At 43.0% G+C, this 14,985-nt stretch carries 13 protein-coding genes and 1 riboswitch; of the genes, 3 read left to right on the top strand and 10 right to left on the bottom strand.

What is annotated here, in order from left to right; genetic code table 11:
* Nucleotides 1-54: 54 nt before the first annotated feature.
* From P3339_RS13655 to P3339_RS13610, 10 genes are all read right to left on the bottom strand, one after another.
* On the bottom strand, nucleotides 55-747 hold the full coding sequence (locus P3339_RS13655) for a hypothetical protein (protein WP_282950835.1): 693 nt from the start codon (nucleotides 745-747) through the stop codon (nucleotides 55-57).
* A gap of 33 nt (nucleotides 748-780) precedes the next feature.
* On the bottom strand, nucleotides 781-1,443 hold the full coding sequence (locus tag P3339_RS13650) for a class I SAM-dependent methyltransferase (protein WP_282950834.1): 663 nt from the start codon (nucleotides 1,441-1,443) through the stop codon (nucleotides 781-783).
* Nucleotides 1,444-1,840: 397 nt separating this feature from the next.
* The gene (locus P3339_RS13645; protein ID WP_020415087.1) at nucleotides 1,841-2,284 is read right to left on the bottom strand and encodes a YtoQ family protein; all 444 of its coding nucleotides are present in this window, start codon (nucleotides 2,282-2,284) and stop codon (nucleotides 1,841-1,843) included.
* A gap of 186 nt (nucleotides 2,285-2,470) precedes the next feature.
* On the bottom strand, nucleotides 2,471-2,926 hold the full coding sequence (locus P3339_RS13640; protein ID WP_282950833.1) for a nuclear transport factor 2 family protein: 456 nt from the start codon (nucleotides 2,924-2,926) through the stop codon (nucleotides 2,471-2,473).
* Between the two features lie 102 nt (nucleotides 2,927-3,028).
* Nucleotides 3,029-3,907 (bottom strand): choline kinase family protein, encoded by an 879-nt coding sequence (locus P3339_RS13635; protein WP_282950832.1) that lies wholly within the window; start codon nucleotides 3,905-3,907, stop codon nucleotides 3,029-3,031.
* A gap of 28 nt (nucleotides 3,908-3,935) precedes the next feature.
* Nucleotides 3,936-4,601: a nicotinamide riboside transporter PnuC gene (pnuC, locus tag P3339_RS13630; RefSeq protein ID WP_282950831.1), complete on the bottom strand. Its 666-nt coding sequence runs from the start codon at nucleotides 4,599-4,601 to the stop codon at nucleotides 3,936-3,938.
* Nucleotides 4,594-4,857, bottom strand: a complete 264-nt coding sequence (locus P3339_RS13625) for a hypothetical protein (RefSeq protein WP_282950830.1) — start codon at nucleotides 4,855-4,857, stop codon at nucleotides 4,594-4,596. The genes pnuC and P3339_RS13625 overlap by 8 nt, the downstream gene beginning before the upstream one ends.
* 60 nt (nucleotides 4,858-4,917) lie before the next feature.
* Nucleotides 4,918-7,089, bottom strand: coding sequence for a TonB-dependent receptor (locus P3339_RS13620; protein ID WP_282950829.1), 2,172 nt, complete (start codon nucleotides 7,087-7,089; stop codon nucleotides 4,918-4,920).
* 57 nt (nucleotides 7,090-7,146) lie between these two features.
* Nucleotides 7,147-7,262: riboswitch (TPP riboswitch) on the bottom strand.
* Between the two features lie 190 nt (nucleotides 7,263-7,452).
* Entirely contained in the window at nucleotides 7,453-8,457 is a 1,005-nt protein-coding gene (locus P3339_RS13615; protein WP_282950828.1) for an MBL fold metallo-hydrolase, read from the bottom strand.
* Nucleotides 8,458-8,516: 59 nt separating this feature from the next.
* Nucleotides 8,517-9,230 (bottom strand): HD domain-containing protein, encoded by a 714-nt coding sequence (locus P3339_RS13610; RefSeq protein WP_282950827.1) that lies wholly within the window; start codon nucleotides 9,228-9,230, stop codon nucleotides 8,517-8,519.
* A gap of 86 nt (nucleotides 9,231-9,316) precedes the next feature.
* Between P3339_RS13610 and P3339_RS13605 the strand changes: the two genes are divergently transcribed.
* The 3 genes from P3339_RS13605 (at nucleotide 9,317) to P3339_RS13595 (ending at nucleotide 14,649) form a co-directional block, all read left to right on the top strand.
* Nucleotides 9,317-9,910 (top strand): TetR/AcrR family transcriptional regulator, encoded by a 594-nt coding sequence (locus tag P3339_RS13605; protein ID WP_282950826.1) that lies wholly within the window; start codon nucleotides 9,317-9,319, stop codon nucleotides 9,908-9,910.
* A gap of 1,105 nt (nucleotides 9,911-11,015) precedes the next feature.
* Nucleotides 11,016-12,365 (top strand): alpha/beta fold hydrolase, encoded by a 1,350-nt coding sequence (locus P3339_RS13600; protein WP_282950825.1) that lies wholly within the window; start codon nucleotides 11,016-11,018, stop codon nucleotides 12,363-12,365.
* 1,381 nt (nucleotides 12,366-13,746) lie between these two features.
* The gene (locus tag P3339_RS13595) at nucleotides 13,747-14,649 is read left to right on the top strand and encodes a helix-turn-helix transcriptional regulator (RefSeq protein ID WP_282950824.1); all 903 of its coding nucleotides are present in this window, start codon (nucleotides 13,747-13,749) and stop codon (nucleotides 14,647-14,649) included.
* The last annotated feature ends 336 nt before the right edge of the window (nucleotides 14,650-14,985 follow it).

The following is a 14,985-nucleotide window of genomic DNA, read 5'->3' as shown; positions in this document are numbered from 1 at the left end:
TCAGCGGTTAAGCATAATTCTTTGAGGGTTGTTAAGAGTCGATATTGATAAAGATTACACGATTATCAGACTCAATTCTGAGTAGGGCTTTGTCTTCAAAAAAAGTGGGCTCTTCTTGGTAGTGCTGTAATTAGGGTTAAATTGTTTCTTTATAAACTTTACCTGATTGTTTGTTTCCCAGCTGACAGATGATGGCCCCCAGGACTCAGGCCTTATACTGTAAACAGGTGTCAGGCCATTCACAGTTAAAAGATAGAGCTCTAGAAGGTTTTCATTGAAGCCAGCATCCAGGTCTTGCTCCACTGTCAGGATATATTGCCCATTTGGAGAGGTGAGAGGATAGCCTTCCAGGGAGTATTCGACACCATTCTTTAAACTTAAAAGAATATAGTCACTGGATTCCCATAACTGTCTATATATCAATAAGTAACTATCAGCCACGAACTCGAGAGCCGAATAGGTATACTTTTCTCCTGGGGGATTTTCTTCAGTGGAGTCCTGATAAGTTTTGGTTGTGCCATTTTTCAGGGTTACTATTAAAGAAAAAAGTTTGTTACGTTTGATAAGGCCCGTATTTTCAAGCAGCTTACTTTCTATAGAGCGCGCGCAGTTATGAGAATTATGAATATTGGGGCAATCAAACTTGCCTTCTATTGCACTGAAGTGGACTGCAAAACTTAAGCTGGGAGTTATTACTGTAGATAGGAAGCCCAAAATAATAAGTAGCTTTTGTAGCTGACTTATCATAAGGGCTTCCTCTGCCGCTAGAGAATACTTTAATTAGATTTTTCCTTTAGCGCTAAATAGCGCCACACAGCCTTTTACTTCTATTTGATACTCTTTGAACTTGCTTTCGAGGTAAGTTTCGAGGTCTTCCTGGCAATCCTCGGTATTGGAAAAAATTCCCTTTTTATTGTAGATGGCCATTAATTTCTTTGCTGCAGTGTTCCTGGGTACACCTTTTGATAAAATCGTGGAACCAAATACAACTCCGGATTCAGAAAGTAGTGCACTAACGTGGTCTAAGGCTGATAGTTTTTCTGGCAGTTTTCCTGGGAGACAATGGAATAAATAGTTCAGAGAAATGGAATCAAATTTTTCAGTGACTAAGTCAATTTTATCCAGCACATTACAGCGAAACTGAAGTGGGCTGTACCGTGCAACTCTAGCAGCAGAAACATCCAGACTATTTTGGTTCAAATCCATCAATCCCAGCCGTACATCACCGGAGGGGAAGGTGCACTTATCGAGGAAATATCCTGTTCCAACACCGACATCCAAGTGGTTTGACGTTATGTGCTGGTTGAAGTGCTTGAGAATGCCTGGAGTGGGACATTGCCAAATAAAGCGGTTGGATAGCCCTAGAACCCAAAGATCGTACAGCCAGAGTACGGGTTTGGAGTAAACGGCTTGTCCCTGCTCAACTTCTTTTGTAACGGCCATGTACATCTCCTGCAAGTCTGACTGGAAGTTAACTATTGGTCTAATTTTGAACACTATAGTAGCACTTTTTCAGCATAAAGCTGAAGTTGATACCCGTGTCGTGAGTAGTGGTTCTAACTGTCAGGCTTTTGGTTAGCGGTATAAAGCAGCTCTTCACCATGAAAGCTAAACTCTTGCAGGTATAAACGAATGTGCCTTTTTTGTGAGAGAGTTTGGTATATACAGACTTTAATTGAATAATGCCTAAATAGTTTTTGGTTCCATTTAAGGTGGTTAGGCAAGTGAAGAACCGAATAAATAGTTACAATGAGTATGAACTAGAAAAATAAAGCTGCCTGGCCTTCCATTGTAAATAGAGTTGAGAAGAGCAGCCCTATATCCAGCTGCCCTTAAGCTATTAAGCTTGAGTGGTTAAATACTTAAGAATATCTACAACCTGGTCCGGTGTTTGCGCCCAGGCTTGAGCAGCACCATCAACTTCTTTTAATGCATGTACCAGTGATTCATCATGTAGAGTGATATAGGATTTACCAAGCGCTGCGCAGTATCCAGCATCGAACGCTGCATTCCATTGTTTATATTTTTCACCAAAGCGGATAACAGCCAGGTCACAATTTTCTATGTGGTGTTTAATCCGTATCGCGTTGACCTTGGCAGACTTATGATCTCGCCAGAAGGAGTTATCTTCCACGCCAAGGCCATCGCCAGCTGCATCACTGGCATCGTGATTGGTCACCGCAGAGGAGAAAGAGATTTCCAGTCCCTGCTTATTGCAGCCTTCGATTATCTGGGTTCTCCAGTCAGAGTGGATTTCTCCAGAGAGATATACTTTCAGTTTCATAGTTTAGTTACCTGATAGTGGTAAACAATAGAGTTTGATGCTTAGGAAATGATTTTACAATATGATTTTGACTTGAAAGGAGGGGACTACTGATTGAGTCAAATAGGATGTATCAATGCGTCATTAGCGCTGAAGTATAAGACCAAAATCCCTTTTGGCTCTTACTTATTGGTGGTTAAGGTAGCCTTATGGCTTAAACACTACATTTTCTGGTACTTTTCCAGACGGCAGTCTTGTAGAGTGCAATTGAGAGAGGAGCCACTTTCCTTGCACTTTCTTTAGAATAGCGCTTTCGAGCCAGTAAACATCCTGGCTCTTGTTCTTTGCAGCAAAATTGGCCTTATTCCAATAGTTGATTGTGACTAGATCTGGCCTCTCATCAAAGTCAATAATGCTAAAGTAATTGGTTCTAACAGTATCTGACGGCTTTGCCACCTTAATTAGATCTTCAATCGTCCATACTTCACCATGTTCGAGCAAGAGAAAAGACTCAGTTACGGTGCCTCTCATACGCTCATGGTCTACATCTGATAGGTAATTTAGAAGGTTCTCGATAGTTTTGAATGCTTCAGGCTTCTCTTGCGCCTGTGCGTTACCGATTGTCAAAACAAACAACATCAATGTAAAAACAATTTTTTGCATAAGTTATTTTCCTGGTTCTTAGAAGTTAATTTTTAGTAACGGGAGTGTTGATTTTACAATATTTGCTCCATCAAGTGCCTAAATTCCTTAAGGTGAGCGAAGCTATATATGTAAGGCGGGTTCCGATCGGAGCAGGCTCTTGCTGATGCTGTCTATTTTTTCAGCAAAAAAATTGTTTGTTGGGATCTCAGAGCCCCACTGTACAGCATACCAGAGTAAGCTTAGATATTTGTACACTCTGCGCCAATGGTATAGGCGTTGCCAATGTTCTCGGGCCGGATTACGCCTAAGATACAGCTCGAGTAGGGATTGTTGCTGAATTCTGCTGAGCTGATGTTCCTCTATGATCACGGCGAGGTCATAGAAGCGATCGCCCATAGCCGCGTACTCCCAATCAATGGCATAAAGCCGCCTGGCCTTTCCAGCGATGAGGTTTCCAGTGCTTAGATCATTATGGCAAAGAGAGAACCCATCACCTAGCTGTTCCGCGGCAGCAATATGGGAAGGGATTTTTTGGTGAAGCTGTACTAGAGTCGGGTAGAAATCTGCTTGTTTATCAATCGAGCTCCAATATTGGTCAGCTTTATAGGATATATCCAAATGGGCATCAATTTCGGGGAGGCTGTGGATTCCATCAAGTAAATTGGCAACCTGTTCCAGAGCATCGGCATCATTTTTATTCCAAGGTCGCCCTTCAATAAAGCGGGTAACTTGGTATTGATATGCTGGGTCACTGTAGACTAAAGGAGCGCATAGCCCGGCGCTACTTGCTCTTACAAGGACGTTGGTTTCTGTTTGTCGGTTTAAATCTAGAGCACCACTGTATTGTGAATTGATACGTAGAATTAATAGCTCTTGGTTTGTCTTGAGTAGAAATGTTTGGTTCGTTTGCCCTCCTGTGAGCTGTCTGACCACAGTGGGTCTGGATTGGCTCCATAGGGGCCAGTCCTGGGGCAGCATATCATCTAGGGGATTACTCATGACTATGGGGCGCTCGTTTCAAGACCAGTTAAATAAGAGTGGCTGCCCTATCAGTTACTGCTTCGCTCGCAGATATTTCAGACTGCCTTTCCTTTCTATAAATGGCATGCCACTGGAAAAAGCCGATGATTACTAATATTACATAAAGTGAAAACAAGGCAGCCGTGGGGTATAGGCCTCTGTCCAGGTAAAGGTAAATTGAGGCACCATCAACCACAATCCAGTAAATCCAGTTCTCTAAGACTTTTCGAGTGACCATATAAGTTGTAACTATGGCCCCTAAAGTAGTAAAAGAGTCCAGGTAGGGCAGGGCGGCATTGGTTGTATTCTCCAGAATATAGCCAAGCAACAAGGTGAGCCCGCTGACGCTTGTCAGTACAAGAAGGTGGGTTTTAAGTGGCCAACGATGAATTTTGAGATCTTGTTGTTTATCTCGATGACTACGCCATTGCCACCAACCAAAAACAGCCATTACCAGGTAAAATACCTGCAGGGCCGATTCCATCAGCAGGCTGACGTCCCAAAATAAAAAAAGGTAAATGGCTGTGCTGGCAAAAGCGGCGTACCAACAGCTGATCTTCTCACGCATTGCAAGCAGCAGGTAGGATAGGGCCAATACAACTGCAGCAATTTCCCAGGTGGACATCGCGTTGATAGAAGCTGAAATATCGCTAGTGAAATCTAGATCAAGCATCTGATGCCGCCGGTGAAAGATCCCCGTCTATAAATTTGCAAACAAAGATGGCGCGGCCAAACTGCTCATAGGCTCTGCGCAATTCTAACTTGAGTACATCTATTAGCAAATCGTAGTCCCCAAAAACCTGAGTACTCATAGTATTGGTAATTACCTTGAGTTCTGGATATTTATTGAGTCGATCAATAAATGCTTGGATGCCGGGGATATACTCATCCTTTAGTGGGTACATACTGATTTCTACTGAGAGCCTCACAACGCCTCCTATTGAAAGCAAAAGTTGGGGTGGTATAGACCACCCCCAATGATACAACTATTAGAAAGTATAAGTACCGCTTATACCGGCGATACGGGGCTCGCCAAATTGATAATAGGCTTCTGGCGCATAGCCATTGGCAGGGTTGTTACCATATTGGTTGCTAAAATAGAAACCCCTGGTGTAATAGTCTTCATCAGTTAAGTTTCTGCCCCATAAGGACAGATCCCAATTATCACCCTGGTATGTCAGTCGGGCGTTGACTAATTCATAGGCATTAGATTTTTCATTGTGGCTATTGGAGAAGTAGAACTCGTCCTTTCCTTCCAGCTCTAAGCGCAGAACTAAGTTGGGCAGGAGAGAAATTTCGCTGCCAGTGAAAAATTGATAGCTTGGCGCATGGGCTACGTCTCGACCATCCAGGTTTACAGGTGCTCCCTGGGAGTCATCTCTTGCGTCGACATGAGAGCCGGTTATAAAGTTTTCAAACTCCGCATTTAGCCAGCCTGCAGAGGCAAAGATGCGCAGAGAATCTGTAGCAAAGTAGTTAAACTCTACTTCCAGCCCGGAAGTTTTACCTCCCGCGGCATTGGCCAGGTAGTCGTGAAAGGAAACTTCATCTTCATTAAATATGAAGACGGATTGTTTTGCCTGGATATCATTGCGATCCTGGTAGAAAGCAGCCAACTGGGCATGCAAGCGGTTGTCGAACCAATTGCCTTTAATACCTATTTCGTGGTTAAGCATATGCTCAGTATCAAAATCGAAGAAATTAGGGCTAATTTCTACATTTCTCACTGATTCAGAGATGATTACACCATTGATACCGCCGGCCTTGTATCCTCGGGATACCGTCGCATACGCCATAGTATTTTCGGAGTAGTGATACTCCAGAGTGATATTGCCACCCCAGAGGTCCTCGCTGATATCCCTGGCAGTGAACAGGGAATCTGTGTAATCAGCACTTCGCTTCTCCAGGCGGAGCCCTGTCACCAGGTTTAAGCTGGCGGTCAATTCAGTATTAAGTTGGGCATAAATCGCTGTATTTCTTGTGTCAAATTCACTGGAAAAGTATTCAACATCAGCCCCAAACTCCTCATTAGAGGTTTTGGTGCGTAATAAATCCTCACGTTCTATACGCTCATATATACCTACAACCCAGCTACTACGGCCAGAAAAGAGTTTGGATACATCAGTAGAAAGCAAGCGCAAGTCTAGGCTGATGTTATCTTTGTCGCGCTGGTAATTGTCTTTTTGGCTGTATTCCCATGGGTGAAAGCCTTGATAACTCCAGTCTTCGTCGTAACCGTATTCTGTGTCTGAATCTGCGAGGCTCAGCGTGGCATCCAAATGGAATAGCTCACTCCCTGACCACTGTGCGGCTAGGGCTCCGGCCCAGGTTTCCTGTCGATCCGAGCCTGGTTCGTCAGACAGTGTTTCACGGGTGTTGTATAAGGAGAAGGCATCATAGCCGTTGTCAACATTCACATAGAGCAGAGAGAGGCCAAAATTTAGGTTGTCACTAGGCGTGTAGGCCAGCTTACTTCTTAGCACTGATTCATCAATATTGTTGGTATTATCACTGCCCAGGAATGCATTCTCTGTATAGCCATCGGATTTTTGCCTATTGGCAGCGATTCGATAACCAAGTTGATCGGCTAATGGGCCGCTGGAAATTACAGAAATATTGCGTCCATTGTATTCACTTACCTCGGCAGATACTTTTGCCATGGGTTCAGTGGTAGGAGCGGCGCTGGTCATATTGATCAGACCCGCCAGGGCGTTGGCACCATACGCAGTGCCTTGGGGCCCGCGAAGAATCTCTACTTGATCGATATCCAGGGTGCTGGCAGCGAGCCCGAGGCCGGTGAAGTCAATACCATCGATAACCAGGCCAACAGAGGGGTTCACAGGGTCTATAAATTGGCTGCGCTCGCCAATACCGCGAATTTGGATGAAGCGGCCCCGTGATGCACCGGAAGAGAAATTTACATTTGGTGCCATATTCAGGATCTGATCCAGATTGCTCGCACCCCGGGCCTTGATTGTATCGGCATTAACCACTGTCGCGCTGGTAGCCAAGTCCAACAGGTTGGTATTGCGTAATTGGGCAGTGACTACGACCTCTTCAATCCCTGCTTCCCTCGATTCAGCAACTGCCAGCCCCGCAGACAAGCTGGCTACAATGCTAACAGACCAGGCAATGGGGTGGGCTTTGAACAGATTCTTCATGGTTCTCTCTCGAATCAACACAAGTGAAAGAGACCCGGAGCGCGACGTGAGGAGGCGTTTGGTGAGGTTACCTATCCCTACGCCGGTATTAACCGGATCAGGTTCAAGGGTTTGCCCGGAAGAATCAAAAGTCTTCTGGGCATCTCAGGCCAAGGCCACCCCTTAGGTTCGCGGGCGCGATGATAGCAGAAGTTGAGGGAGGAAAGGGGTCTAAGTGTAATATTCAAGATGTCAAAATCTATATCTAATGTGTCACCCCTTCCGTATGCTAATCACAGTATATAATCCTTTCCTCAACTCCATGACGTGAAGGAGCTTAAGAAGGAGAGATCTGCAAGTAAAGGTACTATATACATTCTGTATCTAGTAACCTAAGTAGGTGCCTCCCACTTGTCCTGCAAAGTGCGGAATAAACATGGCGTCAAAGCCATGCCAGTCACCGTATTTACTTTGTAGCTCAGGGTAAACTATATCAAAAATGGCTCGTAATTTTTTCCCTTGATCAGGTTCATAATTAATTTTAGACATCTCACGTTCTACGGTTTTACGAAAATCTACCATCATATTTCTATAGTGAATTAAATCTCTTCTATCTCCTTCGTTAAAGTGGCTGGGAATATAAATTTTTGCATTTAATTCAATCAGGCGATCGAGGGCCCGTATGTAACCGGGGTAATACCAGTCGGGCAGACCAAAAGGGGGAAATGCGTTCACGAACATCATATCTGGAGCAAATACGATGTCTTCACTTTCAATATAAAATCCATACAATGTTGTTGAGTGGGATTCAGGCATATATAGGAAGTGGACAGTTTGATCTCCAAATTTTAAAGATTTATCACCATCTATTGGACTAGTTACAGGTAGGATTTTATTTAATGGGTGCTCCCAATCTTGGATTAGATGGTTAATATTATTATGTCCGACGACAATTTTGGGGCTTAGATGTGCTCCACCACGGATGTGATCCAAGTGATTATGGGAGTAGACTAACCAGCGCACTGGGTGTCCAGGAAATTGTTTTTGTAGCTCATTAGAAAGTGATTTGCTGAAATTTTCATTAAAGCAATCAAAAACCGCCAATCCGTCATTCGTCTTCAGGATCACTGCCCGGTTCATTCCCAGACGAAAACTATAAACTCGATCACTATGTTGAACAAATTTTGAAGGTAATTCTGTAAAAGGTTCAAAATAGTCGACCGGAATCGCCTGTTTCATCATGGCTTTTCGAATCTCGGATTCACAGGCGCTGACTATGAGGGCACTAAATATTAAGAGTGCTATATTTATTAAACCTTTCTGTCTGACTTTTTCCCTTTGTCTAAAGCATCTTCTGGCTGGCTTTGAGTAATTTCTTTGGTGAGGCATAGTGACTCTCCTGACAAGTTACTTTGTAATATTAATAAATAAGAGGTCTGAAAGAGTACTTAAAAAGGGGTTTCTTCTATTTTTTTTAGAAAGCCAAGTTCTACAAATGGCCTCATATAACTTTGTGGTTTTCTCCCGACTTGATCGTTGAGCATGCTTTTCATACCCTGCTTAAAATCCAGTCTGGGATACTCATTAATTACTTCAGACAAGGTTTTGGGATGAATATCACTCAACCATAACCCGGCAATGTCCAGCCCTGCGGCAAAATGTAGTAGGGCAATCTCCGGGTCTTTTTTGTGCGCAATTCCAACAGAGTTGTGATGAGCGATCATCTCATGTACTAAATCAGCCTTCTCGGTAGAGATGTTATGACCAATACAAAAGGATCTTGCTGCTTGAGCTCCGTCTAGCTCAAAAGTACCACCGACATCATAGGCTGGGGTTAGTCCTATATCATGCATGATGGCACCAAGAAAGTAGACTTCTTGATCTATCACTGTCTTTACTTTGTGACTCATTGCTAAGCCGAATGCATAGCTTCTAAGGCTGTGGTTGAGGAGGAAGTCGGGGCTGCATTGAGCCACCATATCCAACGCTTTTTTACAGCTCATCGAGTCAGGAATTTGATAGACCTCTTTAGCAACATACTGAATGTGCTCCCTCTTCAGGTAGCGAATAGTGCGTGTGTAAGTTGCACTTGCACTGGATGTAACAAAGCGGCAGGCCAGACAAGGCAAAGGTGGCGGTATTTTATTCGTTGTAAGTTCCATAATATCATTTATTTTGTACCGTTTCGAACAATAAAATATGATAGGCTTTTTACGGTGTCAACAATTATGTTCGGAGTAGTACAAAAATGAAAAAGAGAAGAGGCCGTCCACCTAAATATGATGCCACTGAGGCCCTGGAGGGCGCTCTCCAGGTATTTTGGCGCAAGGGCCTCACAGCTACTTCTTTAGATGATCTGGCTGAGTCGATGAAGATGAACAGGCCAAGTATTTACGCCGCTTTTGGTGACAAAGTATCCATTTACCGTAAAGCTTTTGCGCAGTTTGCGAATCAGCTAGGTAAAGAACTTGAAGCAATATTGAATGATGGTGCTCCTTTACAGGATGCTATGCTGCGATTCTATGGGCAGGCGTTGGAAACTTATCTGCTAAAAGGCGAATCGCTGGGTTGTTTTGCTACTTGCACTGCACCAGTGGAATCATTGGCTCATCCAGATGTTCAAGATGACTTGAAAATTTTGATTGCAAGAATTGATAGCCAACTGGAAAGACGACTCCTGCGCGCACAGGAGGATGGGGACTGGCCTATAGATCGAGACGTTCAACCGACAGCTAAATTGCTACATGCTGCCTTGCAAAGCTTGGCTATACGAGCAAGAGGTGGCGAGGCCCGAGAAACTCTGGTCGATTTTTACTACGCTACAGTCAAGATGCTGTGTTGATCCTAATGGGAATCACAATCAACATGTATAAATGCTCCTTATCTGGATTGTGCTTTAAGCACGGAATATGTAAGGAGTATGTTCGATTTTTATTGGGCTTTCTATTTAAGGCAAAGATAAGATTGTTGTTTGCTATAGCATAAATTTTTAATCACTACCATGGAGCTATCAGCTACTTCAGTAGTTCGATATTTCGCCTTGCGAGAAACCTAAATTGTATATATTCGAGAATAAGGAATACAAGATGGCAGGCTGTAAGTATGTGAAACTTCTCACATGAAAGAATAAATACCCAAAAAGCATCCACGTGTAATATGTGATAAGCCTCATAGATTAATACCTGTATCATGAGGGTTGATGAATTGCTGTTCGTGAGTATTTTGCGTCAAAAGAAGGAGGTTAAAGGAAAGGTTTAGGATATTTTTATTTTTGGCAGTGAAAAATTGTAAGCTTTGAAATTGCCATGTAGGTCATGGACGTGTGATTTTTAGCTTTGGTCGGTAATTTACCTCTTGATTATTAAAAGCAAGAATTAGGCTAAAATTTCATCACTTAGTAATTGCGCGAGCTGTAAGAAGACGATTTCTTTCCTGCACCACTTTCCCATTCTATGTTCAATGACTGCTGGCGAGTGATTATCGGCACGCAATTAATCTGTGAGTCATGTAAGTGGCTGTTGTTTACAGATGGCCAAATGGCTTGAGAAAATGGCAGGGTGGTTTCCCAGGCTTGTTTGCCGAATTGCTATGTTTGGCGGGGTTACCACTTGATGTATTCGAAGTTGTAAACGAATTATCTCGGTTCGCTCTCGAAACTCTTCCTAATTTATCAAGGTATCACAGCAAACAAGAGTGAGTATTTCGATTATGGGTATAACAATCCGAATGCTTGGAGAGCTGGCAGTTTATCGCGATGGGGTACCGATAAGCCTTCCCCCTCAAAAAGAACTCGTGCACTCTTGGCATTTTTAGTACTGGCAGCTCGGCCTCATCGCCGCGATCGTTTATGTGAGATATTCTGGGAGTTGCCAGATGACCCAAGGGCATCTCTAAGGTGGTCTTTGAGCAAGATTCGCCCAATTGTCAATGATTCTTGTGGGGAGCGCTTGATAGCAGATCGAGAGAGGGTCCGACTAGAGGGGGAAGATGTCCACATTGATATAAAGTCGATAGCGCTAAAGCTAGGCGATCCTGATCTTTCGGTAGAAGAGCTTCTATCTATAGATACTGCTCTTAAAGAGCCATTTCTGGACGGAATTGATTTACCGGATCAAGAATTATTCCAGCAATGGTTACTCGCGGAGCGAGAGGAAATAGGGCGATTGCGGGGTAAGGTGCTCTCCCGTTTGTCATCTCATCCTGATACATCACTTCCAGATCAACTCAAGTGGGTGCGCAGCTGGGAAGCTTTGGAGCCCTATAATACCCGCGCTGCGGCTCAGTTGTTAGTTAAACTGGAGGCACTAGGTTTTACCAAAGAAGTGGCTAATGTTCGGCCAAAATTTTTGGAGAGATTTAGAAAGGCTGGGATTGCATGGTCTCCCCAGGTTTTATCATTGGGAGAGGCTAAAGATACCAATATTGATAATCAGTATCTTGAGCGTAAGCTTCTTACACAGCAAAAAGTTGGGTTCTGCAGTGCTTCGGATGGCGTTCGTATTGCCTATGCAGCTGTTGGGGATGGTTCTCCCATTGTTAAGGCGGCTAATTGGTTAAGTCACCTTGAGTATGACTGGGATTCGCCAATTTGGAGCCCTTTGTTCCGAGAGCTTTCCTCGGATCATCAATTCATTCGCTACGATGAGCGTGGTAATGGACTCTCAGATTGGGATGTTAACAATATCTCTTTTGAGTCTTTTGTGACCGACTTAGAGACTGTCGTAGATGCATGTGGTGTCGATAAATTTACTTTGCTCGGCATATCACAGGGAGCAGCTGTATCTATTGAATATGCAGTGAGGCACCCTGAAAGAGTAAAAAGCCTTATTCTTTTTGGCGGTTATGCAGCAGGTTGGAGGACAGGGGCTACTGATGCCGTAGTTAAAGAGCGAGAAGCTATAATAACCCTCACTGAGACTGGCTGGGGGCAAGATAATCCTGCATATAGACAAATTTTTTCTTCGACATTTATGCCGAGTGCAAATGCAAGTGAGCTAGCCTGGTTTAACGAATTTCAACGCTTAACCACCTCTCCTGAAAATGCCGCGCGATTTCTCTCTGTATTTGGGGATATTGACGTTCGTAATCAGCTTAAAAAAGTAAGTGTTCCTACATTGGTCATTCATTCGATAGGGGATCAACGTATCCCGGTAAAGGTAGGTTTTGATATCGCATCAAGTATTCCAAATTGTAGATTTATTGGTTTGGATAGTGATGGCCATTTATTACTTGGGCGTGAGCCTGCCTCAAAAATATTTGTAGAAGAAGTGCGGAAGTTTATTGGCAGCTCTTATTGATATAAGCTAAAGCAAGGCAGTACCTTTAATAACCTTCAAATTATACAGGCAGGCCATACTTAATAGCGGCATATTGAGTAAATCATTTTTAATTTGTCAACTCTTTTCCAAATGTACTATGACAAGCAAAGCTTTGCCTCACTGTAAGTGATTGGAGCAGAGTTTTTGCTATTAAGTAAATTTTTTACAAAAGATAAACGGCCAGCTCTTGAGCGCTAAGATATCGGATTCCTGCTTGTGGATACTTGCGAATAAGATCTAAGGCAGCTGAGCGCGCAGAAGCCTCATCAGAGAATTTTTCTGGTAACTTTATGTTTGCAACTCGGTTTCCTGATTTGCAGCGAGTAACAATGATATATTGACCTCCCCATTTGCCCCAAAGTACTTCATCAGGATCTTCCTTGGGGGAGGTGGAGGGGGAGTTTGTTCCTGTTCTTTAAAGGTTAATCCAGCTTCTGATTCCCAAATCATTTCAGCTAATTGGTTTAACTTCTGAGTGTAATCGTTGGTAGACATCATGCCCCTTGAGAATGATAAAGCGTATGCTGCATCAAGAAAAACTGCACAAGCTGGGAGTAAAAGGGCTCCCTAAGTAACGCAATTATAGCGTTTCGATGGAAGATATCTAGCCCTTAAAGCACTAATTGAAGTTTGGATAGGGGTTTACATTAATTAACAAATCGCTTTTGATGACTGGAGCTGTTCCAGCCTAAGGTAGTCATAGTCCTATTATTGTGATAATTAGTCTATGAAAGGATAGTGAATACTTGTGAATTTTCAGTCAGCTTGCATTATTTCTAATAAGCGGGCCAGAGCTATAAGAGCTATATAAACCTTTGATTGGTTAGGGGCGAGTCTAGAGCTGTTATATGAGCGGTGGAGCTATTTTACTTCGATGGTCATTTATGAGGCATATACTTCAAAATTTGTTATCTAAGGTCGATATTATTGACTATAGGAATTGGGTGGTTGGTAAAACATATGACACTTGAAATTATATACTTATAGCGATAATTCCGGGTAAATTTACATTGCGGAAATCCAGACTTTATAAAGCACTCTTGAGGTGAGGTTGCCACTTTGAATGAAACTGGCTAGATCACTATCAAATTCAACGGTGGTTCAAACGGTGGTTCAAACGGTGGTTCAAACGATATAGAGGTTCACTGGAGCTCGTTAACCACGTTGTCAAAGTCAATATCTATGCGGTTCACAGCCATATTCTCTCATATATTCGGAATATAAGTATGAGATTTGTGCCAAAACAGGGAGCTGATTCCTGAAGATGCATTGGGGTCGCTGTGCAGAATATTGTAACCGCGCGACTGGTGACGAATTATTGATAGAGATTCTAGTGATTTAATAGTGTGTAGAGAGGGACATGGATATTCCAATCGGTAAGGAGCAGAATAGATTTGTTAATAGAGAGGTAGTAATTGAATGCCGGCACTGTGGAAGCCTGTTTGAGCTAAAGATGCTGTCAGTTCCATATGGGGAATCTATTGGACTCAATTTTTCGTCACCTTTGAACTTGATTATGGTGGCGGCTGGTACTGCATTAGTTAAAGGTAATCAATCAAGCTTTGAGCTAACAGTGGGGCAGACGTGGCTGGCGAGCTCCAATAGTGACTTTCGTTTGAGTAGCGATTTAAGGGGACACAGTATTATTATAATATGCGTAGGCATTAGAGCTGCAATGATTACTAGATTCTACCAAAGATACGATAATACACTACTCCACAAAAGGAACGGGATAAATATAGACAGCTCAACACTTCCTGAAGATAAGGCGCCTATTGTTCTTCCTGGCTGTGAATTGACTCGGTTAACACTAGACTCCTTCAGACTGTTTAGCCTGTTAGGTGATGACGGTTTAAATACTCTTAAACTGGAAGAGCTACTGTTGCTTAAATTAAATAGTGATCACGGGCCAATACTTGCTGCGGAACTTCTGAATCATATAAACCCTTTACAAGAAAACTTTAGACGATTTATGGAGGAAAACTTCACAAAAAACTGGTCTGTTGCTACCTTTGCAAAGCACATTGGTATGAGCTTAACCTCATTTAAGAATATGTTCGGGCAAGTATTTAGAGAGTCATCACCTAAGTCTTGGATTAATGAACGGCGACTCCGCTATGCGGATGCTCAATTAAGGACCACCCGTAAACGACTTATTGATATTGCCCTTGACAGTGGCTTTTCCAGTCAGTCCTATTTTACACAACTGTATAAGTTAAAATATGGTGTTTCACCACTAGGGGCGAGACAGCAGTGCGGTTAAATCTCATATTGAATGAGCATTATGGTGAGATCTTTAATTGATTGCAGCTTCTTTAATGCCGAATTAGGTACTTGGTTCCTGTTGATTACTTGAGTTGAAGTAAGGTCCTTTTTGCTGATCATTAGAATGTTAGCACTTATTGAGCTTGTCTATGCGTCCCATTGAATATATGTCAAGTAAACAGATCATGAGCTTGATGGAAAGGAATACCTCCTGTAGGGCTCAAGTGCGAGTATTAAGTATTCGTAGGCGCCATTCGATCTTGGTGCCAATAGTGCCGGTAGTCGAGTATTGGCTCGAGGTTAAGTCTCATCTATCACAGAGAAGCCTGAGTGG

It is taken from the genome of Microbulbifer sp. MLAF003 (genome assembly GCF_030012965.1).
Taxonomy (GTDB): domain Bacteria; phylum Pseudomonadota; class Gammaproteobacteria; order Pseudomonadales; family Cellvibrionaceae; genus Microbulbifer; species Microbulbifer variabilis.
This window is presented reverse-complemented; position numbering and strand designations above follow the sequence as displayed.